The sequence below is a fragment of the Luteimonas sp. YGD11-2 genome (assembly GCF_004118975.1).
GTDB lineage: Bacteria > Pseudomonadota > Gammaproteobacteria > Xanthomonadales > Xanthomonadaceae > Luteimonas > Luteimonas muca.
This window is the reverse complement of sequence record NZ_CP035376.1, coordinates 172,553-195,212: the sequence shown is the minus strand read 5'-3', so window position 1 is coordinate 195,212 and position 22,660 is coordinate 172,553. Positions and strand designations below refer to the sequence as shown.

The 22,660-nt window shown below is 71.8% G+C and carries 24 protein-coding genes; 4 read left to right on the top strand and 20 right to left on the bottom strand.

Features of this window, described 5'->3' with window-relative positions:
• Positions 1-50 precede the first annotated feature (50 nt).
• The 5 genes from ERL55_RS00920 to ERL55_RS00900 all read right to left on the bottom strand — a co-directional run bounded on the left by ERL55_RS00920 (position 51) and on the right by ERL55_RS00900 (position 3,151).
• Positions 51-1,073: an NAD(P)H-dependent glycerol-3-phosphate dehydrogenase gene (locus ERL55_RS00920; RefSeq protein ID WP_129134751.1), complete on the bottom strand. Its 1,023-nt coding sequence runs from the start codon at positions 1,071-1,073 to the stop codon at positions 51-53.
• A 3-nt stretch (positions 1,074-1,076) separates the two neighbouring features.
• The gene (gene secB / locus ERL55_RS00915; protein ID WP_129134750.1) at positions 1,077-1,595 is read right to left on the bottom strand and encodes a protein-export chaperone SecB; all 519 of its coding nucleotides are present in this window, start codon (positions 1,593-1,595) and stop codon (positions 1,077-1,079) included.
• Positions 1,596-1,674: 79 nt separating this feature from the next.
• Positions 1,675-2,109, bottom strand: coding sequence for a rhodanese-like domain-containing protein (locus tag ERL55_RS00910; RefSeq protein ID WP_129134749.1), 435 nt, complete (start codon positions 2,107-2,109; stop codon positions 1,675-1,677).
• Positions 2,110-2,196: 87 nt separating this feature from the next.
• Positions 2,197-2,610, bottom strand: coding sequence for a hypothetical protein (locus ERL55_RS00905; RefSeq protein ID WP_100323989.1), 414 nt, complete (start codon positions 2,608-2,610; stop codon positions 2,197-2,199).
• A gap of 43 nt (positions 2,611-2,653) precedes the next feature.
• Positions 2,654-3,151, bottom strand: a complete 498-nt coding sequence (locus ERL55_RS00900; protein ID WP_241685800.1) for a YiiD C-terminal domain-containing protein — start codon at positions 3,149-3,151, stop codon at positions 2,654-2,656.
• Positions 3,152-3,203: 52 nt separating this feature from the next.
• Between ERL55_RS00900 and ERL55_RS00895 the strand changes: the two genes are divergently transcribed.
• Positions 3,204-3,980 (top strand): uroporphyrinogen-III synthase, encoded by a 777-nt coding sequence (locus ERL55_RS00895; RefSeq protein ID WP_129134748.1) that lies wholly within the window; start codon positions 3,204-3,206, stop codon positions 3,978-3,980.
• Positions 3,981-4,073: 93 nt separating this feature from the next.
• Positions 4,074-5,339, top strand: a complete 1,266-nt coding sequence (locus ERL55_RS00890) for a heme biosynthesis HemY N-terminal domain-containing protein (RefSeq protein WP_129134747.1) — start codon at positions 4,074-4,076, stop codon at positions 5,337-5,339.
• 193 nt (positions 5,340-5,532) lie between these two features.
• On the opposite strand, the gene ERL55_RS00885 is transcribed toward ERL55_RS00890, so the two are convergent.
• Entirely contained in the window at positions 5,533-6,810 is a 1,278-nt protein-coding gene (locus tag ERL55_RS00885; RefSeq protein ID WP_129134746.1) for an acetyl-CoA C-acetyltransferase, read from the bottom strand.
• 89 nt (positions 6,811-6,899) lie between these two features.
• Here ERL55_RS00885 and ERL55_RS00880 point away from each other — a divergent pair, with 89 nt between their 5' ends.
• Positions 6,900-7,781, top strand: a complete 882-nt coding sequence (locus ERL55_RS00880) for a hypothetical protein (protein ID WP_241685799.1) — start codon at positions 6,900-6,902, stop codon at positions 7,779-7,781.
• 60 nt (positions 7,782-7,841) lie between these two features.
• On the opposite strand, the gene ERL55_RS00875 is transcribed toward ERL55_RS00880, so the two are convergent.
• From ERL55_RS00875 to glnA, 7 genes are all read right to left on the bottom strand, one after another.
• Entirely contained in the window at positions 7,842-8,489 is a 648-nt protein-coding gene (locus ERL55_RS00875) for a superoxide dismutase family protein (protein ID WP_129134745.1), read from the bottom strand.
• Between the two features lie 58 nt (positions 8,490-8,547).
• Complete coding sequence (locus ERL55_RS00870; RefSeq protein ID WP_129134744.1) at positions 8,548-9,099, bottom strand: superoxide dismutase family protein; 552 nt, start codon at positions 9,097-9,099, stop codon at positions 8,548-8,550.
• Positions 9,100-9,298: 199 nt separating this feature from the next.
• On the bottom strand, positions 9,299-10,708 hold the full coding sequence (gene ntrC, locus ERL55_RS00865) for a nitrogen regulation protein NR(I) (protein WP_129134743.1): 1,410 nt from the start codon (positions 10,706-10,708) through the stop codon (positions 9,299-9,301).
• The gene (locus tag ERL55_RS00860) at positions 10,701-11,768 is read right to left on the bottom strand and encodes an ATP-binding protein (RefSeq protein ID WP_129134742.1); all 1,068 of its coding nucleotides are present in this window, start codon (positions 11,766-11,768) and stop codon (positions 10,701-10,703) included. Before ERL55_RS00860 ends, ntrC begins: the two co-directional genes overlap by 8 nt.
• Positions 11,769-11,969: 201 nt before the next feature.
• Entirely contained in the window at positions 11,970-12,191 is a 222-nt protein-coding gene (locus ERL55_RS00855) for a hypothetical protein (protein ID WP_129134741.1), read from the bottom strand.
• Between the two features lie 783 nt (positions 12,192-12,974).
• Entirely contained in the window at positions 12,975-13,712 is a 738-nt protein-coding gene (locus tag ERL55_RS00850; protein WP_241685868.1) for an N-acetylmuramoyl-L-alanine amidase, read from the bottom strand.
• 163 nt (positions 13,713-13,875) lie between these two features.
• The gene (gene glnA, locus ERL55_RS00845; protein WP_129134740.1) at positions 13,876-15,285 is read right to left on the bottom strand and encodes a type I glutamate--ammonia ligase; all 1,410 of its coding nucleotides are present in this window, start codon (positions 15,283-15,285) and stop codon (positions 13,876-13,878) included.
• Between the two features lie 219 nt (positions 15,286-15,504).
• Between glnA and ERL55_RS00840 the strand changes: the two genes are divergently transcribed.
• Positions 15,505-16,302, top strand: coding sequence for an undecaprenyl-diphosphate phosphatase (locus tag ERL55_RS00840; RefSeq protein ID WP_129134739.1), 798 nt, complete (start codon positions 15,505-15,507; stop codon positions 16,300-16,302).
• 455 nt (positions 16,303-16,757) lie between these two features.
• Here ERL55_RS00840 and ERL55_RS00835 read toward each other — a convergent pair whose 3' ends face one another.
• The 7 genes from ERL55_RS00835 to ERL55_RS00810 form a co-directional block, all read right to left on the bottom strand.
• A complete protein-coding gene (locus ERL55_RS00835) occupies positions 16,758-17,372 on the bottom strand; it encodes a YbhB/YbcL family Raf kinase inhibitor-like protein (protein WP_129134738.1) in 615 nt (204 codons plus the stop codon).
• Between the two features lie 14 nt (positions 17,373-17,386).
• Complete coding sequence (locus ERL55_RS00830) at positions 17,387-19,462, bottom strand: tetratricopeptide repeat protein (protein ID WP_164972081.1); 2,076 nt, start codon at positions 19,460-19,462, stop codon at positions 17,387-17,389.
• Positions 19,463-19,539: 77 nt separating this feature from the next.
• Positions 19,540-20,550 (bottom strand): alpha/beta fold hydrolase, encoded by a 1,011-nt coding sequence (locus tag ERL55_RS00825; protein WP_129137132.1) that lies wholly within the window; start codon positions 20,548-20,550, stop codon positions 19,540-19,542.
• Positions 20,551-20,572: 22 nt separating this feature from the next.
• The gene (locus ERL55_RS00820; RefSeq protein ID WP_129134736.1) at positions 20,573-21,421 is read right to left on the bottom strand and encodes a lysophospholipid acyltransferase family protein; all 849 of its coding nucleotides are present in this window, start codon (positions 21,419-21,421) and stop codon (positions 20,573-20,575) included.
• A gap of 69 nt (positions 21,422-21,490) precedes the next feature.
• Positions 21,491-21,967 carry a hotdog fold thioesterase gene (locus ERL55_RS00815; protein ID WP_129134735.1) on the bottom strand — a complete coding sequence of 159 codons (477 nt, stop codon included), beginning with the start codon at positions 21,965-21,967 and terminating at the stop codon, positions 21,491-21,493.
• 128 nt (positions 21,968-22,095) lie between these two features.
• A complete protein-coding gene (locus tag ERL55_RS14805) occupies positions 22,096-22,266 on the bottom strand; it encodes a hypothetical protein (RefSeq protein WP_164972080.1) in 171 nt (56 codons plus the stop codon).
• 30 nt (positions 22,267-22,296) lie between these two features.
• Positions 22,297-22,491 (bottom strand): hypothetical protein, encoded by a 195-nt coding sequence (locus ERL55_RS00810; RefSeq protein WP_129134734.1) that lies wholly within the window; start codon positions 22,489-22,491, stop codon positions 22,297-22,299.
• Between the last annotated feature and the right edge of the window lie 169 nt (positions 22,492-22,660).

Below are 22,660 nucleotides of genomic sequence, written 5' to 3'. Positions count from 1 at the left end.
CGAAAGGAACCTGCTCCGCGGCGGCTGCCACCAGCCCCGGGGCGCCCGGCTCAGCCGAACAGCTTTGCCGGGTATTCGGACTTGCGCTCGCGGGCCATCAGGCGGGCGACGCCTTCGGCGGGGGTGATGTCGCCATGCAGGACATCGCGCACGTTCGCGGCGATCGGCAGGTCGACGCCATGGCGGTCGGCCAGGCGCATGACCTCGTCGGCGGTCTGTACCGACTCCACCACCTGGCCGATCTCGCGCACCGCTTCCTCCAGCGGCTGGCCGCGGCCCAGTGCAAGCCCGAGGCGGCGGTTGCGCGAGAGGTCGCCGGTGGCGGTCAGCACCAGGTCGCCCAGCCCGGCCAGGCCCATCAGGGTTTCCGGGCGGCCGCCCATCGCCATGTTGAGGCGCAGCATCTCGTTGAGACCGCGGGTCACCAGGCCGGCGCGGGCGTTGAGGCCCAGGCCCATGCCGTCGGCGACGCCGGTGGCCACCGCCAGCACGTTCTTCATCGCGCCGCCAAGTTCGGCGCCGCTCATGTCGCTGCCGGTGTAGGCACGGAAGGCCGGGCCGTGCAGCACCCCGGCCACCTGCTCGGCGAAGGCCTCGTCGTGCGCATGCACGGTGAGCGCGGTCGGCAACCCGAGCGCGACCTCCTTGGCGAACGACGGGCCGGTCACCACCGCCAGCGGCACGTGGGGGCCGAGCACCTCGGCGGCGACCTCGTGCAGGAAGCGCCCGGATCCGGGCTCGAAGCCCTTGGTCGCCCAGGCCACGCCGGCAGCATGCGGGCGCAGCGGTGCGATCGCGCGCAGCGTTTCCGCGAACGCGTGCGATGGCACCACCACCAGCACCAGGCCGGCCCCGTCGAGGGCGCGGCCGAGGTCGGCGGTTGCACGCAGGGACTCCGGCAGGGCGATGCCCGGCAGGTAGCGGGCATTGACGTGGTCGCGGTCGATCGCCTCGACCGCCTGCGCATCGCGTCCCCACAGCACGGTGGGGACGTCATGGCGGGCGATCAGGGCGGCGAGCGCGGTGCCCCAGGAGCCCGCGCCCAGCACCGCGACATGCGGTCGCGACACCATCGGTCAGGCGTTGCCGACGATCTCGGTGCCGTCGCCGGCCTGCTGGCCGGAGCGCTGGCGCAGGCCTTCGGCATACAGCGCGTCGAAGTTGATCGGCTGCAGCAGGAACGGCGGGAAGCCACCGGCCTGGATCAGCTCGCCCAGCAGCTGGCGCGCGTACGGGTACAGCACGTTCGGGCAGTGGGTGCCGAGCATGGCGTCGAGCACGTTGGGCTCGAAACCGGCCAGGCCGAACACGCCGGCCTGCGCGACTTCGGCGACGTAGACGGTGTTGTCCTCGGCCAGCGAGCAGGTCAGGGTGATCTTGAGCACGACCTCGTAGCCGTTGTCGCCCACCCGCTGCACGCTCTGGTTGAGGCTCATGTTGAGCTGCGGCTGCGCCTGCTCGTTGAAGATCTGGGGCGCCTTGGGCGACTCGAAGGACACGTCCTTGACGTAGATCTTCTCGACGGTGAACTGCGCGCCGGCGGGCTGCGCGGGGGCGGCGGCGCCATTGGCGGCGACGTTGTCTTGCTCGGACATGGTGGACTCCAGCGGAATTCGGGTAGTGGGATCGGAAAGGATCGATTATGGCACCGCGACCGCGGCGCGCCGGGTGTGCTCAGCGGCCGCGCTTGAGCGGCAGGTCGGCCTGCTGCCAGGCGCCGATGCCGCCCTCGAGCACGTAGACCTGCTCGAAGCCGGCCTTCTTCAGCCGCTTGGCGGCCGTGTTGGCGGTCTGGCCGGTCTTGCACACCAGCACCACCGGCAGCGCGCGGGCCGCGGCGAGCTGTTTGTTCTCGGGATCGAACTGGCTCATCTGCACGTTCTTCGAGCCGGGGATATGCCCCTTCTCGAAGTCGCCGCTGGGGCGCAGGTCGACCACCAGCGCGTTCTCGCGGTTGACCAGCACGGTCAGCTCGGCGGGGCGCAGACCCTTGAAGCCGCGCGTCAGGCGGGCGATCTCGGTCCAGATCAGGGCCAGCGTGATGCCGGCCAGCGCCAACGCGAGCAGGTGGTTGCGGCCGGCAAATGCCAGCAGTTCTTCGAAAGTCACGGGATTCGGTTACTGCAGACGGCGGGCGGCGATTGTCGCCCAGCGCGCGGCGGGGCGCAAAACACCGGGTGATGCGCGGACGCGGCGCTACTCGCCGGCCCAGAAGTCCGGCAGCCCGCCGGCCAGCCACCAGCGGCCGGCCTCGGCGTCGTAGCGCCACTGCTCGGTGTAGCGCACCGTGCGCTCGGCCATGGTGTGGCGGTTGATCACGCCGATCTGGATCTCGCGCGCGGCGGTGCTCTCGCCCGGCTGCGTGGCGAGTTCGCGGTAGCCCGAGATCTGGATCTGCTCGTAGCGCTGGAACTCGAGCTCGCTCATCGGGTGCGCCTCGCGCAGCTCCGGATCGACGAGGTTCCAGGCACCCTCGAAATCGCCCCAGCGGATCGCCGCCGAATACATGTACTGCATGCGTTCGAGTTCGCTGGTCTTCTTGCCGGCGGTGGCGCAGCCCGCCAGCAGCAGCGTGCCCAGCATCAGCGCCACGATCGTGCCCCACCGCATCCAGCGCATCGCATGCATCCCGTTGTTGGTCCCCGCCGGCATGTTAGTCGGCCTGCCCCGGCGCGGAAACCGGCGCACGCAGGATCGCCGCGTAGCGCAAGCGTGCCTCGGTGGCGATGCCACCGTCGGGCAGCGGGACCGAAGCGACCAGCCAGGTGCTGGCGCGGCCGCGCGTACGCAGGGTGTCGATGAAGTCCGGCCACGCGCCCTCCTCCAGCCGCGCCTGCGCGTGGAGGTCGGCGAACAGCGGCGCGCGGTAGCGCACCTCGGTGGCGGCGACGAAGACATCGGCGTCCAGCCCGGCCGCCTCCACCTGCAGGGTCACCAGGCCCCAGGCGGCAAGGGTTGCCAGCGACACCAGGCTGCCGCCGAACGCGCAACCCTTGTCGTTGACGTGCGTGGCCAGCGGTGCCGACAGCCGCAGGCAGTCGCCGTCCCAGCCGGTGACGCCGACCTGCATCGCCGCGACCGGCGGCATGCCGTCGAAGTGCGCCTGCAGGCGCTCGAGGGCGGCGGGGTCGGCAGTGATCGGTGCGGTCATCGGAACTCCTGTCGCGGTTGCGGGACGTCGGCCCAGGCACCAAGCTGCGGCCATGCCGCATGCCAGTGTTCCCGCCGTGCCCGAGCGGCCGGCATCCTACGTGATCTCGCTGCGCCCGGCGGGCGAACACGCGACCCTCGAGCGCGCCGCCGCCGCCCATGGCCTGGGCCTGATCGCGCTCTCGCCGTGGCGGATCGTGCATCGCGACGATCCCGCGGCACGTACCGCGCTGGCCGCCGCGCTGGATGCGCCGGTCACGATCTTCACCAGCCCGCCCGCGGTGGCAGCTGCCGCCGCGCTGATGCCGCTGGCCGGTGCCGGCGCGCGCCTGGCCGTGGGGGCCGGCACCTGCGCGGCCTTGCGCGCCGCCGGCGTCGCCAACGCCGCTGCGCCCGAGCGCCAGGACAGCGAAGGACTGCTGGCGATGCCCCAGGTGGACGCCGCCGCGGTGCGCGGCCGCATCGTCGGCCTGGTGACCGCCCCGGGCGGCCGCGGTCAGATCGCTGCCGAACTGGTCGCGCGCGGCGCCCGGGTGGTGCGCGCCGATGTCTATGTGCGTGATCCGCTGCCGCTCGACACTGCGGCGATCGCGCAGCTGCTCGACACCGGTGATGCCCCGCTGCTGCTGCCGCTGACCAGTGGCGAGGCGCTGCAGCGCGTGCTCGAGGCCTTGCCCGGGCCCGCCGCGCGCCGCCTGCGCTCGGCACGGGTGGTTGCGGCCAGCGAACGCCTGGCCGATCTCGCCCGCGCATCGGGCTTCGCCCACGCGCGCGCGGCCCACAGCCCGCAGCCGGAAGCGCTGCTGGCGGCGGCGATGGCGTTGCCCTGAGCGGGCGACGCCCGTTCGCGCATTCATTCTCCGCAGACAGGGCGCGCACTAGCGTGGCGTGGCCCAAGTCCTTCCACTCGGGGAGCGCCTTCCATGACTGTCCTTCGCAACGTGCTGTTCCTGCTGGTACTCGCGGTGCTGGGCGCGTTCATTGCGCACATGCTGCTGTCGGGCGACACCGGCCATGTGCTGGTGCGCTATGGCGGCTACGACTACACCGCCAGCCTGGTCGAGGCGATCGGCATCGCGCTGCTGGTATTGCTGGCGCTGTGGCTGGTGTGGGCACTGCTGAGCTTTCCGTTCCGCACCTGGAACCGGCGCCGCGACCGCCACGCGCGCCTGCGCCTGCCCGAGGGCATGGTCGCCCTGCACGAGGGCCACTACAGCCGCGCCGAGAAGCTGCTGGCCGAGGCGGTCGATGACCCCGACACCGAGGCCGCGGCACGCATCGCCGCGGTGCAGGCGGCATGGGCGCGCGGCGACGGTGCCGCTGCGCGCCGTGGCCTGGAGGGTTTCGGCGACCGGCATCCTGCCGCACGCGCCATCGCTGCCGCCGAGCTCGCGCTGGCCGACGAACGTCCCACCGATGCACTGGTCGCGCTGGACACCCCCGCGGCGCAGCCGTTGCCGCCACGCGGGCTGGCGTTGCGCGCGGAAGCGCTCGCCGCGTCCGGCCAGGCGATGCAGGCCTACGAACTGCTCGGTGCCTTGCGCCAGCAGCACGCCCTGCCGAAGGAGCGGCTCGACGATCTCGAGGCACGCTGGGCGGCCGCGTCGCTGCGCGAGGCCGAGGACCAGAACCTGCTGGCATCGCGCTGGGAGGCACTGCCCAAGGGCGTGCGTGCCGACGCACCGGTGACCGCCGCCTATGCCGAACGCGCGGCCGCACTGGGCTGGCAGGAAGCGGCCACCCGCAGCCTCGAACAGGCGCTGGACACGCGCTGGGACGAGAAGCTTGCGATCCGCTATGGCGCATTGCCGCTGGGCCGTAGCGAACACCGCATCGCCACCTGCGAGCGCTGGCTGGCGAAGCACCCGGGCAGCCCGGCCCTGCTGCTGGCGCTGGCACGGCTGTCCGCGGAGCAGTCGCAGTGGCAGCGCGCCGAGGACTACGCGCATCGCGCGATCGACCAGGGCGCCGGCACCGGCGCCTGGGAAGTGCTGGGCGATGCGTGGCTGGCACAGGGCGACGAGGGCCGTGCCCGCTATGCCTACGCGAATGCGCTGCGCGCCGGCCGCGGACAGCCGGTGGCCGCACTGCCGCCACGCGACAGCGGCGCCGGCACGGGCACGGGCACGGTGATGCCGCTGGATGGCGAGGTGATGCGCGACCGCGACCTGGATCCGCCGCTGCGGTAGCGGCTCGCGTGACGCCGGCGCATGTCGGTGGGCGGGTGCGGCACCGCCAGTAGCACCGATAAGGCGTGGCTGCTGCCGGCTGCTCACGCTGAGAGACAGGAACCCGCGGGCGCCCCGCTTGCCCGGGCTCCGGAAACATCGATCTCTCCGGGAAGTCGACACCCGCGTCCGCTTACGCGGCACGGGTGAGCGACTAGCGTTCGAGGATCGCCACCACGCCCATGCCGCCGGCGGTGCAGATCGACACCAGGCAGCGGCCGCCGCCGCGCTCGGCGAGGTGCTTGGCCGCGGTGGCGATGATGCGCGCACCGGTCGCGGCGAACGGATGGCCGGTCGCCAGCGACGAGCCCAGCGGATTGATCTTGGCCGGCTCGATGCGGCCCAGCGGCGCATCCAGGCCCAGCCGGTTGCGGCAGTAGTCGGCGCTCTCCCACGCACGCAGCGTGCACAGCACCTGCGCGGCGAACGCCTCGTGGATCTCGTAGACGTCGAAGTCCTGCAGCGTCAGCTGGTTGCGACGGAGCATCTCCGCCACCGCCACCGTGGGCGCCATCAGCAGGCCTTCGCCATGCACGAAGTCGACAGCGGACACATGCGCATCGCGCAGATATGCCAGCGGAACATGACCATGCGCGCGTGCCCATTCGTCGCTCGCAAGCAGGCAGGCGGCGGCGCCGTCGGTGAGCGGGGTGGAGTTGCCGGCGGTCAGCGTGCCGCGCCCCGAAGCGCGGTCGAACGCGGGCTTGAGCGTCGCAAGCTTCTCGATCGAGGTGTCCGGGCGCAGGATGTTGTCGCGCGCGACGCCGCGGAAACTCACCACCAGGTCGTCGAAGAAGCCGCGGTCGTAGGCGGCGGCAAGCTTGTGGTGCGAGGCGGCGGCGAGCTCGTCCTGCGAGTCGCGCGAGATGCTCCACTCCTTGGCCATGTCCTCGCAGTGCTCGCCCATCGACTTGCCGGTGCGCGGCTCGGCCACGCCCGGGAAGTCCGGCTTGAGTTCGCGCAGGCGGAAGCCGCGGAACGCCGCCAGCTTGTCCTTCGGCGTCTTCGCCGCGTTCGCCGCCAGCAGGCGCCGGCGCAGTGCGCGGCCGTAGACTATCGGCACGTCGGAGGTCGTGTCGGCGCCACCGCCGATACCCGATTCGATCTGGCCGACGGCGATCCTGTTGGCCACGGTGATGATCGAATCCAGCGAGGTGCCGCAGGCACGCTGCAGGGTGATGCCCGGGGTCAGAGCCGACAGCCCCGACGACAGCGCCGCCTCGCGGCCGAGGTTCCAGTCGCTGGAGTGCTTGATCACCGCACCCATCGCGACCTCGCCCAGCTGCTGCCCGTGCAGGCCGAACTTCTCCACCAGCGCGCCGAGGGTCCGCACCGACATGCCGAGGTTGCCGACGTCCGCGTAGGCGCTGTTCTGGCGGCAGAAGGGAATGCGGACGCCACCGAGAACGGCGACGGGACGACCTGACGGCATCGGGAGCTCCTCGGGAAGAAGGTGCCTGTCGACCTTGACGGGCATAATGCGATCGAGTTTAACGCCGCCGTACGGGACGTCCAATCGACATGCCAGACTCCGCGCTGAATCCCGCACCGGTGGTGCGCGCCGCACTCGCACTCGAACTCGGCGACGTGCGCGCGCAGGGTCCGGACACGCTCGCACAGGCGGATGCCGGTGCCCTGGGCGAACGCATCGCGCGCGACCTCGCAGGCTTCGTGCCTGCCGCGGCCGGGCTGGACCTGATCACCGTCGGTGCCCACTACGACCCGGTGGAACTGCTGCGCCCGGGCTGGCCGCTGCATGGCGAACTCGACCAGCTCGCGGCGCGCGCGCCGGGCGAGGCCGGGGGCCGGGTCATCGCATTCGGTGCCCACGAAGGCCGCCTGCCGGGTGCGTTGTCCCCCGCACCCGAGCACGCTGGCGGCCCGCTGCGGCTGGTCCCGCTGGTGCTGCGTGGCGACGCCGGGACCACCGCGGCGGTGGCCGATGCGTTCGAGCGAGAACTGATGGAGACCGGCATGGCCGGCGCGGAAACCGCGCTGCACGCACAGGAGGTGTTCGGCCTCGCCATTGAACATGCGCGCTATCTCACCGCGCACGATCTGCTGGCGATGACCGCGCTGCAGTACGAGCACGCCGGCATCGCGCCGCTGTGGCCGGTGCTGGAGGTCGCGCTGCTGTCACCCGCTGACGAAGCCTGGCTGGATGCCGCACCCGAGCCGCTGGTGCACTACACCGGCGGCGAGGCACGCATTGCGCTGTTCTCACCCGCGGCGTGGCGCGCGCGCTATGCCGCAGGCGAGGACGACGAGGCGCGCCTGCAGCGGGGATGGATGCATTTCGAGGCGCGCCAGCGCCAGTTCGACGCGGTGCTGCGCGCGCACGGCGTCCCGGTGCGCTTCGACCACTGCCCCGACGACGCCGACCCGCGCAGCGTGGTCGGCTGAGGTCACCGGCACCGGCGGCACGACCGCCCTCTCCCGCGTACGGGAGAGGGCGGCAGCGCATCAACGCCCGGCGCTTGCCTCGATCACGCCACACGCCAGGCGGTCACCGGCGTTGCCGGTCGGCTGGGTGGTGTAGTCGTCGGGGTTGGCATGCACGATGACCGCCTTGCCGACGATGTCGGTGGGTGCGCCATCGCCCAGCGTGGCACCGGCCAGCAGATGGTCGGCGCTGGCCACGCCCTCGTCGTTGGCCTGCAGGTTGTCGCTGTCGCCGGCGTGGTGGTCGCCTTCGCCGGCGCGGCCGTGCGGCTGCGAGGTGGGGTTGAAGTGGCCGCCGGCGCTGGTGGCATCCGGTGCGCTGCAGTCACCGTTCTCGTGCACGTGGAAGCCGTGCTCGCCGCCCGCGGGCAGGCCGCGCACGTCGCCGCTGACGCGGATGCCGTCGCCGGAGCGGGTGAAGCGCAGGTTGCCACTGACGTCGTTGCCGGCGGTCGGAGCAAGGGTGACGGTCGCGGCCATCAGGTCGTTGACGCCACCCATCATCTGCGCGTCGGCATTGGCGGCCGGGTCGGCCGGGGATGTCGCCAGCGGCGCGGTCTGCGGCGAGGCCGACGGCTGGTCGGCGGCCATTTCGCCTTCGCCACGGTCGGCCGGCGAACACGCGGCCACAGCGGCGACGAGCGGGGTGAGCAGCAGGATCCTGCGCATGGGGAACTCCGATTCGGGACTGGGCACCCGGTATACCGCAAGCGGCGTTGCCGCGCAGTCAGCGCACCACGCGGATCACCCCGCAGGCCACCCGTGCGCTGAAGGATCCCGGCGTGGCTCCGGAGACCACCAGCGCGCGCCCGGCGATGTCGTTGGCCGCGCCGCCGCCAAGCACCGCACCCGGCACCTGCAGGTCGAAGCGCGCCACGCCCTCGGCGTCGGCGACGATGCGCAGCGTCCCGGCGCCGGCCACTACCCCGCGCTGGTCGGCGCCGGCTGCGGGATCGAAATAGGCGCCGGCGCTGCTGGCATCGGCGGCGCTGCAGTCGCCGCGCTCGTGCACCTGCAGGCCATGCGCGCCATTGCGCACCAGCCCGCCGACCTCGCCGGTGACACGCACGCCACCGTCCGCCGCGAGCAGCGACGCACGTCCACTGACCAGGCTGCCGGAGGCCGATGCCAGCGGCACGAATGCTTCCTGCGCGGTGCCGACCGTGGCATGCACCGGCGGTGGCGGTGTTGCCGGTACCGGTGGCGACGGCGTGCGCGGGGTCGCGGCGCAGGCGGACAGCAGCAGGACGGCACATGGAAGACCGGGACGGAAGTTCATAACGGCAGTCGGGACATGCGGGAGGGCGTCGAAGATAGCGCCGTCGGCGACAGCCAGGATGAAGCGGTCCAGTGCGTTGCTCCCGCCCAGCGCGCAATCTCTGCGTGCGCACCTGACGGGCCGCATCCGGCTGTCGGCGCTTCGGCGACTTCCGTTCCGGTCGCGGCAGACACGCAATCGCCCGCGCATGCTGCAACGGCTACCGCGCAGGCCGCCGCGGGCCGAGCTTGCGGGTGAGCGTGTTGCGGCCGAGTCCGAGCCGGGCCGCGGCTTCGCTGCGCCGCCCGCCGGTGTGTTCGAGTGCGGCATCCAGCAGCACCTGGTCCAGGCGTTCGCGTGCCTGCGCATGCAGGTCGGGTTCGCCGGCGGCCAGGCGTTCGCGCGCCCAGGCCGCGAGGGCATCGTCCCATGTCACCGCGATCCCGCCACCTTGCGCCGCACGTCCGGGCGACAGCGCGGCACGCACGTCGCCCGCGCCGATGACCTCCGCCGGTGCCAGGGCGGCCAGCCGCCAGCACAGGTTCTCCAGCTCGCGCACATTGCCGGGCCAGTCGTGCGCGCGCAGGCGCTCGCGAGCGCCGGCGTCGAGGCGCTTGACCGGTGCGGCGAAGCGTTGCGCCGCAGCGGCGAGGAAGGCGTCGGCCAGCGTCGGCACGTCGTCGCGGCGCGCGCGCAGCGGCGGCAGGTGCAGGCGCACCACGTCGAGCCGGTGCAGCAGGTCGGCGCGGAAACGGCCGGCAGCGACCAGCGCGTCGAGGTCCTGGTGGGTGGCGGCGACCACCCGCACGTCGACGCGGATCAGTTCGCGGCCGCCGACGCGGAAGAACTCCGCCTCCGCCAGCACCCGCAGCAGCCGTGTCTGCAGCGGCAGCGGCATGTCGCCGATCTCGTCGAGGAACAGCGTGCCGCCATCGGCCTGCTCGAAGCGGCCGACATGGCGCTTGTGGGCGCCGGTGAACGCGCCGGCTTCGTGCCCGAACAGTTCGCTTTCCAGCAGTTCCGACGGCACCGCGGCGGTGTTCATGGCGATGAAGGGCCGCCGCGCGCGCGGCGACTCGCGGTGCAGCGCGCGCGCCACCAGTTCCTTGCCGGTGCCGGTCTCGCCGGTGATGAGCACGTTGAGCGGCGCCTGCGCGAGGCGCCCGATCGCGCGGAACAGCTCGCGCATCGGCGGGGTGTCGCCGATCAGCGCATCTGCGCTGCTGTCGACGACGGGCGTGGCGGCCGCCGGCATCGCCGCCGGGCGCAGCGTGCGCGCGGCCAGCGCCACCGCGTCATCGAGGTCGAAGGGTTTGGAGAGGAATTCGTGCGCGCCACCGCGGAATGCCCCGGCGGTGCTGGCGACGTCGGTATAGGCCGACATCACGATCACCGGCAGCTGCGGCTGCGCGGCCTTCAGCCGCTCGAGCAGCACCAGGCCGTCCTCGCCGGGCATGCGCACGTCGGTGAACAGCAGCTGCGGCGGCGGCCGTTGCCCCAGCGCGCCGAGCGCGGCGGCGGCGCCGTCGAAGGCCGACACCTCGTAGCCGGCCTCGCTGAGCGCGGCGGCCAGCACGAAGCGCACCGCACGGTCGTCGTCGACCACCCAGACCTGCGCGCCATCAGCCATCGCCCTGCATCTCCTCGTGTGCTGCGGCCAATGGCAGCAGCAGGGTGAACACGGTATGGCCGGCGCGCGAGCGGTAGGCCAGCGACCCGCGGTGCTCGCGCGCCACCTGCTGCGCGACCGCCAGCCCGAGTCCCGTGCCGTCCGCGCGGCCCGACACCAGCGGCAGGAACACCTGCTCGGCAAGTTCTTCCGGCACGCCGCGGCCGTCGTCGACGATCTCCAGCCGCAGCGCGGGCGCGGGCGGTGCATCGGCGATGCGCGCCGCATGTTCGATGCGGGTGCGCAGGGTCACGGTGTCGGCGCCGGCCTGGATCGCGTTGCGCACCAGGTTCCACACCGCCTGGGTCAGCCGCGCGGAATCGCCGTCGAGTTCCGGCAGGCTGGGGTCGTAGTCGCGCACCAGGCGCACGCCCCAGCCGGCATCGCTCTCGGCCAGCCGCAGCACCCGCTCGAGCACGGCGTGGATGTTGAGCGGCACGTGCGGCTGCGGCGGAGTGGGCTCGAGCAGGTCGTCGACCAGGCGTGCAAGGCGGTCGACCTCCGACTGCACCAGCGCGACCAGTTCGCGGCTGTCGTCGTCCTGCGCGCGCCGCGCCAGCAGCTGGCCGGCGCCCTTGATGCCGGCCAGCGGATTGCGCAGTTCGTGCGCGAGGCCACGCAGCGCCGCCGACAACGCACTCGGCAACACCCGCAGCGGGTCCTCGCCGGGGAATTCATCGACCGGATGCGCCTCCAGCAGCCAGCCGCCATCGGCCTGCGCGCTCAGCCAGACGTCGGCAAAGCGCGGCGACCCGCCCGGCAGGGCCAGCGCGAGGCGGCGCAGCCGCAGCGGCGCGTCCAGCGGTCCGCCGCGTTCGAGCACGTCGGCCAGCCGTGCCGGCGACTCCGCGTCCAGGGCCGCCAACGGGGTGCCGATCACCCGCCGCACCGCGACCCCCAGCCAGCGCGCGAACGCGTGGTTGCAGCCGGCCACGCGCCCGTCCGCGCCGGCCCAGGCCAGCGGCGTGGTCAGTGCATCGAGTTCCGGCGCAGCAGGCGGCGGTGCAGGGTCGGCAGACATTGCACCATCGTAGTGCAGCACCGGGCGGTGCGATCGCCGCGGCACGACATCGGGGCAGGCATGGGCCGCTCCTGGGTGGCGGGCGACGCTGGCGGGCCGTGCATTCCGCAAGGTCCGGCATCGATGGCGAAAAAAGCGCCATCGATGGGCTTGGCGACCCGGGCCACGGGGTCTGCAACGCGGGCGCCGGCGGAAAAACGGTCACGGGTCGCGCTCGAATCGCCGCGAATGGCGCTTTTTTCGCCACGCATGGCGCTGCGTGACGCTTCTGGTGCGTCCAACTGCGCCGTCGATGGCGCTTTTTTCGCCATCGGCGGCGCGTGGAGTGCGGCGCGCGACGCTCGCGGCGCCAGCGCTGACGCTCCAGGTGCGGAGGCCGGCGCTTTTTCCGCCATCGATGGCGTTGCGGCATGGCGCGCTCATACGCGTTTCCCGGAGTGCGGGGGATGGCGGTTCCTCGCGTCTGAGCGTGCGCGAGCTGCTCCGGTGTGACCCGCGCTGCCCGTCGCGCGCATCGGGGGATGTGCTCCCCCGGCCGGAGTCCGCGTCCAGCTACCACGGCCGGCCGCCGGCCATCCATGGCCGGCTGGGAGCACATCCCCCGATGCACGCGACGGGCCAGAACGTTCGTGGGTTTCGGCACGGAGAACGGGGCCGGTGGTCTGCAGTCGTCCGCGATGGCACACGCTGGACTCCCCGGCTACCGCATGGAAAGCGGCGGCGGTTTTTGCTGAAGCCGTCGCCCAACACGCTCATGCGTCGGCAGTTGCGGCATGAAGGTCAGCAGCGCGGCAGCCGAAGTTGGTCACTGCCACGACGGGTCTGGGGCTCTTCGCCGTTGACCTTCTTCCCGACTCGACGCCGTGTCGGTGCCCGCCGCGGACGCAGGGGGATGTCCAGAGCCGGCCATGGATGGCCGGCGGCCGGATGTGGGAGCAGGACGCGGAGATATCCGGCTGGGCATCCCCCTGTGGCCGCGGCGGGCCGCGTGGACTGCCCCCAGGCGGAAGAAAGCTTGAGAAAGGCTTCTCTCCAGACGAGACGCGAACGCCTGCTGCTGGAGTGTTCGTGCGTGCGTGAATTGCTCCGTTGTGCTCTGCGGTACCCGCCAGAAATGCCCTGCTCTGGCTCTGGCTCCGCCCGGGCTCGCATCGAGCGTGTCCCCGAACGGGCAACGCCGAACCCGGCACCTCCTCCCAGCGCCCGCTACCGCGCCGGCACGGGCTCGTGGCGCGTGAGCGCATGCAGGATGCGCAGGTCTTCGGCGTCCAGGGTGTCGGCGCTGTCGCCGCGGAAGCGCATGCGGTAGCTGCGGATCGTCGCCGAGGGATTGTCGAGCGGGTAACCCAGCAGGCGCAGGGCGACCAGCGGATCGAAGCCTTCCGGCGCGGGCGGTGCATCGGCGGCCGGCCAGATGCCGAAGCCGGCCCCGGCCAGGCGCTGCCAGGGAAACAGCGGGCCGGGATCGACCTTGCGACCGGGTGCGAGGTCGGAATGGCCGATCACGTGCGTACGCGGGATGCGCAGGCGCGTGGTGAGGTCGCCGAGCAGTGCGATGAGCGCGTCGATCTGCGCATCGGCGAACGGGCTGTGGCCGTCGTTGTCGAGCTCGATGCCGATCGAGGCGGAATTGACGTCGCTGATGGTGCCCCAGCTGCCCGCACCCGCATGCCAGGCGCGGCGCTCGTCGGCGACCAGCTGGTACAGCGTGCCGTCGGCGCCGATGAGGTAGTGCGCGCTGACCGGGCCGAAGCGGTTGCCGGTGCGCAGCGTGTGCAGGCTCTGCGCGGCGGAGTCCTGCTCGGTGTAGTGGACGACGATCAGCGTCGGCCGGCGTGCATCGTGGTTGGGTGATTCCACCCACTGCGCCATCGGGTTGCGCGGCGGGGCGTGGCTGCAGGCGGCGAGGAATGCGATGCAGGAGGCAAGCAGGAGCGTGCGGATCACGGTGCGATGCAGTCCGGGAAGCGGGGGTGCACCGGTATAGCGCAGGCAGGTGCCGGCGGCCAGTCGGGCCCCATCCGGCGCTTCGCGCCACCTTCTCCCGCATGCGGGAGAAGGGTTCGTGCATGGCCCTCCCGCGCACGGGAGAGGACAGCGGGCGCGATCAGATGGTGTAGTACATCTGGTACTCGAGCGGATGGGTCGCCGAGCGGAACGCGGTGACCTCCTTCATCTTCAGATCGATGTAGGCATCGATGAAGTCGTCGGTGAACACACCACCGGCGGTGAGGAAGCCACGGTCGGCGTCGAGTGCCTCCAGCGCCTGGTCGAGCGAGTGCGCGACCTTGGGGATGTTCTTCTCCTCTTCCGGCGGCAGGTCGTAGAGGTCCTTGTCGCTGGGGCCGCCCGGATCGATCTGGTTCCTGATGCCGTCGAGGCCGGCCATCAGCAGCGCGGCGAAGGTGAGGTAGCCGGACTGGATCGGATCCGGGAAGCGGAACTCGATGCGGCGCGCCTTCGGGTTGGCCACGTACGGGATACGGCAGCTCGCCGAGCGGTTGCGCGCCGAGTAGGCCAGCATCACCGGCGCCTCGAAGCCCGGCACCAGTCGCTTGTAGCTGTTGGTGCCGGCGTTGGTGAACGCGTTCAAGGCACGCGCGTGCTTGAACACACCGCCGATGTACCACAGCGCCATCTGGCTCAGGCCGCCGTAGCCGTCGCCGGAGAACAGGTTGTTGCCGCCCTTGGCCAGCGACTGGTGCACGTGCATGCCGCTGCCGTTGTCGCCGACGATCGGCTTGGGCATGAAGGTGGCGGTCTTGCCGTTTCGGAACGCGACGTTCTTGATCACGTACTTCATCGCCAGCAGCTCGTCGGCCTTCTTGACCAGCGAGTTGAAGCGCGTGCCGATCTCGCACTGGCCGGCGTTGGCGACTTCGTGGTGGTGCACCTCGACCTCGATGCCGATCTGCCCGAGGGTCTTGCACATCTCCGCGCGCAGGTCGTGCAGCGAATCCAGCGGTGCGACCGGGAAGTAGCCGCCCTTCACCCCGGGGCGGTAGCCGTGGTTGCCGCCCGGGTACTCGCGGCCGGTGTTCCACGCCGCTTCCTCGGAATCGATGTGGAAGAAGGTGTTGCCCATCTCGTTGGCATAGCGCACCGAGTCGAAGATGAAGAACTCGGGCTCGGGGCCGAAGAACGCCTGTTCGGCGATGCCCGACGACTTCAGGAAGGCCTCGGCGCGGCGCGCGATGCCGCGCGGGTCACGCGGGTAGGCCTGCATGGTGGCCGGGTCGAGCACGTCGCAGACCAGGATGATGGTCGGGTCGGCGGTGAACGGGTCGATGTAGGCGCTGGACGGATCGGGCAGCAGCACCATGTCGGACTCGGCGATGCCCTTCCAGCCGGCGATCGACGAACCGTCGAACATCACGCCGTCCTCGAACAGGCCGGGCTCGAGGATGGAGGCGGGATAGGTGACGTGGTGCTGGACGCCACGCATGTCGGTGAAACGCAGGTCGACGAACTCGACCTTGTGATCCTTGACCAGCTTCTCGACCTGTTCGAACGACATCGGGTGGCACCTGTGCGGGATGGGATGACACAGTCATAGCAGGGTGCGTGCCAATTCCAGGTGGTTGATTTCATTGGGCACCGGCGCGGCGCCCGTGGGTGTTTGACCGGAATTGGTGCGGGACTTTGGATGTTCTGCACCACCCCGGTGCATCCGCCGGCGGCGGCTGCAGGCCACGCTCCCGTATCCTTTCGCGCGTTCCCATTGCCGGCCCGTCCCGTGTCCGACCTGCTGTCCGCCCTCGTCCTGGGCATCATCGAAGGCGTCACCGAATTCCTGCCGGTGTCGAGCACCGGGCACCTGCTGATCGCGCAGCACTGGCTCGGTGCGCGCTCGGACTTCTTCAATATCGTCATCCAGGCCGGGGCGATCCTGGCGATCACGCTGGTGTTCCGGCAGCGGCTGTGGGGGCTGGCCACGAATCTGGGCGATCGCGACAACCGCGACTACGTGGCCAAGCTGGCGGTGGCATTCCTGGTCACCGCGCTGGTGGGGCTGCCGGTGCGGCTGGCCGGCTGGGAGCTGCCGGAGTCGGTGACGCCGGTGGCGTGGGCGCTGGTGCTGGGCGGGATCTGGATGCTGGTGGCGGAATACTTCGCCGAGCGCCGCGGCGGCGACGGTGCCTACGTGACCTGGACGGTGGCGATCGCGGTGGGCCTGGCGCAGGTGGTGGCGGGGGTGTTTCCCGGCACCTCACGCTCGGCGACGACGATCTTCCTGGCCATGCTGCTTGGCCTGAGCCGGCGCTCCGCGGCGGCCGAATTCGCGTTCCTGGTCGGCATCCCGACGATGTTCGCGGCCAGCGGCTATGCCTTCCTGGAGCTGTGGCTGGACGAGGGTCCCGGTGGCGAGGACTGGGGCGATGTCGCAGTGGCGTTCGCGGCCGCCACGGTCACCGGCTTCATCGTGGTGCGCTGGCTGATGGACTACATCAAGCGCCACCGCTTCACCGGTTTTGCGATCTACCGCATCCTGCTGGGCATCGCGCTGCTGGTATGGATGCCGGCGGGGAGTTGAGGCGACGTCGGCGGTCAGTCGAAGCCGGCGCCCCAGGGCAAGGTAGGGTTTGTGAGCGCGGGGCGCAGCCGCGTGGGGACGCCTGCCGGGTATTCCGCCGAGTCGGCGCCCGATACCGCCTTGGTCGGCGAAACACCCGACAGGCGCCTGGACGGGCTCGCGACGTCGGAACGGAAGGCAGGTGCGCGATGCGCCCAGCGGGGGTCCGGTGCCGTCGCAACCAAGGCGATATCGGGCGCCGACTTGCGGCGGCACCGGATTCGCGCCACAGGACAGTCGAACGGTCGCGCTTCAGGGATTCCGGAGCATTTCGCGGAGCATCTGCCGGCTGGGGCGCAGCGCCGCTGGGCCGCCCGCACCCGCCTTCCGGGGCACCCTCTCCCGCACGTGGGAGAGGGGCGACGACTCGTTCCCCTCGGGTCTCGCCTGGAGCCAGCGCGGAGCTGCCCGGACGGTCAGGCGCCCGCGTTGCGGTTGAGCGAGTAGGTGCCGTGGATCGTGGCCTCGGCGAGCACGTGGCCGTGCATCGCGGCGAATGCATCGGCGGCGGTGAAGTCGTCGCCGACCTCGAGGCGGTCGACGTCGAGCGCGAACACCCGGAAGAAGTAGCGGTGCACGCGCAGGTCGTTGGGCGGCGGATACGGGCCGTCGTAGCCGCGGTAGGTGCCGGCCATGTCGGCGTCGCCGGCGAACCAGCCGGTGTAGTCGTTGCGGCCCTGGCGCGCGCTGGCCGGGCCCTGCGGGTCGGGCTTGCCGCCCTTGTCGAACCCGTGGCTGCAGGCGCCGGCGTCGATCGCGGTGGTCGATGGCGGGATGTCCACCATCATCCAGTGCACGAAGTCGGCGCGCGGCTGGTCGGACGGGATCTCCACGCCCTCCTTGCCGGCCATCTCCGGTTGCGTGGGGGCGTCGGCGTCGATGCACATCAGCACGAACGAGCGCGTGCCTCCGGGCGCGTCACCCCAGGCCAGGTGCGGGTTGCGGTTGCCACCGAACCCTTCCGGCGCGCCCAGCGCGAACTCCGACGGGATCGGCTGGCCGTGCTCGAAACTGTCGCTGCGGATGTGCATGGGAATCCTCCGGATCAGGTTTCGGAATAGCCCAACCGTACCGCGACCGGGGTGAGCATCGCGAACGCCGCGCCGAGCACGCCGGTGTAGCGGCGCCAGTTGCCGGCCGGGAAGCGGTACTGGTCGCTGAAGAGCTGCGGCGGCGGCACCGGCAGCTCGACGCCGAGCAGCTGCGCCAGCGTGGCCGACAGCACCCGCGGGTCGTTGCCGGCCTCGTCGGTGCGCAGCAGCAGCAGCGGCTGCAGCTCCTGCTCGGCCAGCACCACGATGTGCTCGAGCCCCTGCGCCAGCCAGGCGGCGCCTTCCTCGGGCGTGCCCATGCGGAACGGCACCGGGCTGCCGAAGGCCAACCAGTTGAGCAGCATGTCGCGCGGGTCGCGCACGACCATCAGCAGCTCGGCATGCGGCAGGTGGGCGCGGGTGATGTCGAGGTAGGCGTTGTCCCACCACAGCAGCCAGTCGATCAGCGCGCCCTGGATGCGACGGGCCGGCAGCTGCGCGCGCCATTCGGCGTGCACGTCGGCGGCGGTGGTTTCGCCGCGCACCAGCCGGCCCACGGTGTGCACGTTCTGCAGCGCGTCGCGCGGCGGGTTGGTGCCGAGGCGGTCGGCACGGAACGCCGACACCACGCCGTCGAGCAGGCGCCCGACCTGCTCGTGGCCGGCACCGGGCAGGCCGGCCATGAACACCAGCCGGGCGGCGTCGGGATCGACGGCGGCAGCCGGGGCACGCGGGGCGTCGGGCGCCGACCACAGCGGCAGCGGCATCAGCCGCTGCGCCCAGGCGGCGTGGGTGTCGAGCCACACCCTGGCGGCGTCGGCGGCCTCGCCGGCCTGGTCATGGGCCAGCGCACGCCAGCCCTGCACCTGCAGGCGGCGGTTGTCGTCGTCGCCGGCCGCGGCCTCGAGCGTGCGCAGATGCGCCACCGAGGCCTGCGGATCGCGCGCGGACAGGATGTCGAGGTACTGGGTCTGGGCGCGCGGGTCGTTGGGCAGGCGTCCGGCCAGTTCGCGCGCGGCGGCTTCGGCGGCGGCGGCGTCGCCGGCGGCCAGTGCCACCCGCACGCGTGCCTGCAGCAGGGCCGGGCTCTCCGGCATCGCCTGGCTCCAGCGCTCGACCACCGCCAGCGCGGCCTCGCCGTCATGGCCGTCGACGCCCAGGCGGGCATCCCACAGCGCGGCGTTGCGCGGGCTGCGGGCGATGGCGGCCTCGAGCGTGGCGCGGGCATCGTCGCGGTCGTCCTGCAGTTCCCAGCAGCGCATCAGCAGGTCGAGGGTGGTGCGGTCGTCCGGGGTGCGGGCGAGCACCTCCTTCAGCCGCGTGGTCGCACGCGGCATCTGCCCGGTCTGCATGTCGACGCCGCCGGCAAAGCGCAGGTGTTCGGTCGAGGCCCGTCCGGCCGCCAGCACCTGTTCGATATGCGCCGAGGCATCGCCCGGGCGGCCCTGGCGCAGCACCACGTCGGCCAGCAGCCGGCGCGCCGGGGTGTTGCCGGGCACCAGGTCGCACAGCCGCAGCAGGGTCTGTTCGGCGAAGGCGAGGTGGTCCCTGGCGATGTAGGCGAACGCCAGCGCATTGAGCAACTGCGGATCATCGGGGTTGCGCTCGGCGGCGCTGGAGAGGATCGACAGTGCGCGGTCGCGGTCGCCCCGGCGCAGCGCGATCATGCCGCGCACGGCGGACAGGCCCGGATCGCCCTCGCCCAGCCGCGCGGCCATCTTTTCCAGCCGCTCGGCCTCGTCGAGGTCGCCGCGGCCGATCGCCAGTTCCGCCTGCACGATGTAGGCCTGGTAGCGGTTGGGGTCGAGTTCGAGGGTGCGGCCGAGCGCGGAGGTCGCGCCGTCGATGTCGCGGCGGGCCAGCAGGATCGCGGCGCGCTGGAACTGCAGCGAGGCCTCGTCGGGTTGCAGGGTGATCGCATGGTCGAGGCTGGCCAGCGCGCCATCGGTGTCGCCGGCCATCCGCTGCGCCTGCGCCATCAGTTCCCGCGCCCGGGCATCGTCGGGGCGTTCGGTGGCCAGCGCGCGCGCGGCGGCGAGGGCCTCGGCAGGCGCGCCGCGGCGCAGGGCATCGAGAATGCTGTCGTACATGGGGCGCGGATCCGCAGGCTTCGGCCACCTGGCCGGGCCGGCCATTGTAGCGGCCGTGGCGGACGCGCCCTGCGCCCTCAGTGCGCGGCGGCCTGCGCCAGCACCTGCGGGTCGGCCAGCAGGCGCTCCACCGCCCAGCGCTCGGCATAGCCGTCCAGACGCGCGTTTTCGATGAAGCCGCAGTGCCCGCCCCAGCGCGCGATCTCCACCTGCAGGCAGGGGTTGTCGGGCAGCGCGCGGAAGCCGTCGGCGGGGATCACCGGGTCGTCCTCGCTGGTCAGCACATGCGCGGGCACCTCGAGTGCGCCCAGGTGCCCACCCGCGATGGAGTAGCCCTCGAAGTACTCGTCGAGCGAGCCGAACGCGGTGTGGCGCAGCACCAGCCATTCGGTGAGGTCGCGCATGCCCAGCCGCAGCACGCTGTCGTCGAGAGTGAGCCGGTGCGGGAACAGCGAACGCTTGCGCACCAGCGATTCGCGCCATTTGCGCTCGAAATGGTGCAGGTAGATCGGCATGCCCCGCTCCATCTGCTGCAGGGTCAGCGCCGGGTCGAGCACCGGGCACACCGCCGATACCGCCACCAGCGGCAGGCCCGCGCCGGGGGCGCGCAGCGCCAGGCGCAGGGCGAAGTTGCCGCCCAGCGAATAGCCGGCGGTCACCAGCGGGCGCGCCGGAAAGCGCGCGCAGACATCGGCGGCGGCATGCACCACCTCGTCGATGCGTGCGGAGTGGAACAGTTCCTCGTTGAGGTGGTGGGTCGGGCCGTGGTCGCGGAAGTTCAGCCGGAACACGTCGAAGCCGGCACGCAGGAAACGCGCCGCGGTCAGCCGCATGTAGCTCGATTCGGTGCTGCCCTCCCAGCCGTGCAGCAGCAGCGCCAGCCCGCGCGGCGTGCGCCCTTCGATGGTGCTGTGCAGGCCGTGCAGGCGCACGCCGTCGCCGCCGTCGAGCAGGTGCTCGGTGGTGACGGCGCCGGTCGCCACCAGTGCGCGCGCGCCGCGCTGACGCCGCCACTGGCTGCTGCCCAGCACCGACTGCACATGCGCATTGCGCAGCCAGGGTGGCGGTGCGTAGGCGCTGGCGGGCAGCGCGGTGCCGGTCACGCGGGCCCTAGCCTGCATCGGCGGCGACCTCGTGGGCCTCGCGACGCTCGCGGTGCCGCGGCGCCTGGCCGAGCGCAGCCATGATGCGTTCGCGCGAGACCTCGGCGATGCGCCGGCGGCCGTCGGCATCGCCCGGCATCATCGGCTCGAGGAAGGCGACCTCGGCATCGCGCGGCGCCTCGCCGAGCAGGCGGAAGAAATTGGCGACGAAGCTCTCGCGGCCGCGGAACGCGACCACGCGCTGCGCCTCGCCATGCGTGCCATAGCGCAACGCCACCGGCTGCACCGGCACCCCGGTCTCCACCGCCGCGGTGAAGATCCGCGCATGGAACGGCCCCAGTTCGGCGCCGTCGCGGGTGCGGCCTTCCGGGAACACCCCGACCGCACGGCCCTCGCGCAGGCGCAGCTGCATTTCCTCGAGCACGCCGCCAAGTGACTCCTGGCTGCCGCGCTGGTGGAAGATCGTCTCGCCGTGTTTCGCCAGCCAGCCCACCACCGGCCAGCCGGCAATCTCCTTCTTGGCCACGAAGCCCATCATGTGCTGGCTGTGCAGGGCGACGATGTCGATCCAGCTGACGTGGTTGGCCACGAACAGCACCGCACCCGGCAACGGCGTGCCGCTGCGGCGCAGGCGGAAACCGAACACCCGCATCAGCCCCGCCTGCCATGCGCGGATGATGCGGTGGCCGAGGGACTCGCCGCTGCGCAGCCGCAGCCGGCCGAGCGGCGACACCACCACGATCATCACCACGGTCAGGTGCACGAAGAGATGCCAGGCCAGCAGCGGCGTGCGCAGCAGGTAGCGCAGCGCACGGGCGGGCGGGCCGGAGGACGGGATGGGGCTGGCGGTGGTCATGTATGGAAATGCGGCGCAGGCGCGCGAACGGCGTCGATTATGCGTCAGCCCGCGCCCGGCCCCGGCCGGTCAGTCCGCCGAGGGTTCGCGCGACGGCGACAGCGGGATCACCGCAAGCGTCAGCCGCGACACGCACACCAGGCGGCCGGCGGGATCCTCGATGCGGATCTCCCACACCTGGGTCTGGCGGCCCACGTGCAGCGGGCGTGCGGTGGCGGTCACGAGGCCGCTGCGCACGGCGCGCAGATGGTTGGCGTTGATCTCGATGCCGACGCAGCCCTTGCCTTCCTCGACCGCGAGCATGCCGGCGGTGCTGCCGACGGTTTCGGCCAGCAGCGCGGATGCGCCGCCATGCAGCAGGCCATAGGGCTGGTGGGTGCGCGCCTCGACCGGCATGGTCGCGCGCAGGTAATCGGGGCCGACCCCGGTGAAGACGATGCCCAGGGCTTCCATCGCGGTGCCGCGCGACATCGCATTGAGCGCGTCGAGGTCGGGCTGGCCGCGGAACAGCGGGCGGGTACTGGCGGGTGCAACGGTGTCGTTCATCGGCGGCACGATAGCCGAGCCACGGCGGGGACGGCCAGCGCGCGGTTGGGCGGGCTGGCCGTCAATGGGGCCGGATCATGCGGTGGATCCCTGCAGTGGGCGTTGCGCCCGTGGGCTGCCGCCTTCGCTCATGCGATGCGGAAACGCGAGGCCATCGGGCTGTACGCATAGCGGCGATGGTTGAGGTAGGTGCTGCGCGCGTAGTTGCCGAACTCATGGCTGCGCGTGCTGCGCTCGCTGCGGGGGCGCTCGTCGGCCGGCCGCGGGGTCGGGATGGACGGGGACGTTGAACGTTTCATCGATGGAACTCCTGGTTGGAAGAAAGGGTGTCAGGCGAGGCGGAACCGCGGCGCCGGGCTCGAGTCGACATAGCGGGCCGCGCGGCCGTAACCGCTGCTGCGGCCGTAGCCGATGCCGAAGTCGCGGTTGCGATGCGAGGACGCGGTCGGTGCCTGGCGCACGGCGTTGAGGGTCTGGACCAGCAGCTCGCGACGGGAGGCGGCGGGGAGGACGTGGACGTTCATGGGGGACTCCGTTGTGGGCATGTAGTGCTGCGGTGTGCTGGTAGACTACAACACCTGTCCGCAAAACCATGTGCCGGAAGTCATCCCGTCGACGCATCCGATCCAAGCTGTTGATTTGAAAGAGATTATAGGGATGGCCGACTGAACATGTGCCGACGGACGGTCGGTT

Coding starts and splice junctions, on each gene's coding strand:
- ERL55_RS00920 (WP_129134751.1), bottom strand. CDS start 1,073: ATGGTGTCGCGACCGCATGTCGCGGTGCTGGGCGCGGGCTCCTGGGGC.
- secB (WP_129134750.1), bottom strand. CDS start 1,595: ATGTCCGAGCAAGACAACGTCGCCGCCAATGGCGCCGCCGCCCCCGCG.
- ERL55_RS00905 (WP_100323989.1), bottom strand. CDS start 2,610: ATGCGGTGGGGCACGATCGTGGCGCTGATGCTGGGCACGCTGCTGCTG.
- ERL55_RS00900 (WP_241685800.1), bottom strand. CDS start 3,151: ATGACCGCACCGATCACTGCCGACCCCGCCGCCCTCGAGCGCCTGCAG.
- ERL55_RS00895 (WP_129134748.1), top strand. CDS start 3,204: ATGCCGCATGCCAGTGTTCCCGCCGTGCCCGAGCGGCCGGCATCCTAC.
- ERL55_RS00890 (WP_129134747.1), top strand. CDS start 4,074: ATGACTGTCCTTCGCAACGTGCTGTTCCTGCTGGTACTCGCGGTGCTG.
- ERL55_RS00885 (WP_129134746.1), bottom strand. CDS start 6,810: ATGCCGTCAGGTCGTCCCGTCGCCGTTCTCGGTGGCGTCCGCATTCCC.
- ERL55_RS00880 (WP_241685799.1), top strand. CDS start 6,900: ATGCCAGACTCCGCGCTGAATCCCGCACCGGTGGTGCGCGCCGCACTC.
- ERL55_RS00875 (WP_129134745.1), bottom strand. CDS start 8,489: ATGCGCAGGATCCTGCTGCTCACCCCGCTCGTCGCCGCTGTGGCCGCG.
- ERL55_RS00870 (WP_129134744.1), bottom strand. CDS start 9,099: ATGAACTTCCGTCCCGGTCTTCCATGTGCCGTCCTGCTGCTGTCCGCC.
- ntrC (WP_129134743.1), bottom strand. CDS start 10,708: ATGGCTGATGGCGCGCAGGTCTGGGTGGTCGACGACGACCGTGCGGTG.
- ERL55_RS00860 (WP_129134742.1), bottom strand. CDS start 11,768: ATGTCTGCCGACCCTGCACCGCCGCCTGCTGCGCCGGAACTCGATGCA.
- ERL55_RS00855 (WP_129134741.1), bottom strand. CDS start 12,191: ATGAGCGCGCCATGCCGCAACGCCATCGATGGCGGAAAAAGCGCCGGC.
- glnA (WP_129134740.1), bottom strand. CDS start 15,285: ATGTCGTTCGAACAGGTCGAGAAGCTGGTCAAGGATCACAAGGTCGAG.
- ERL55_RS00835 (WP_129134738.1), bottom strand. CDS start 17,372: ATGCACATCCGCAGCGACAGTTTCGAGCACGGCCAGCCGATCCCGTCG.
- ERL55_RS00830 (WP_164972081.1), bottom strand. CDS start 19,462: ATGTACGACAGCATTCTCGATGCCCTGCGCCGCGGCGCGCCTGCCGAG.
- ERL55_RS00820 (WP_129134736.1), bottom strand. CDS start 21,421: ATGACCACCGCCAGCCCCATCCCGTCCTCCGGCCCGCCCGCCCGTGCG.
- ERL55_RS00815 (WP_129134735.1), bottom strand. CDS start 21,967: ATGAACGACACCGTTGCACCCGCCAGTACCCGCCCGCTGTTCCGCGGC.
- ERL55_RS14805 (WP_164972080.1), bottom strand. CDS start 22,266: ATGAAACGTTCAACGTCCCCGTCCATCCCGACCCCGCGGCCGGCCGAC.
- ERL55_RS00810 (WP_129134734.1), bottom strand. CDS start 22,491: ATGAACGTCCACGTCCTCCCCGCCGCCTCCCGTCGCGAGCTGCTGGTC.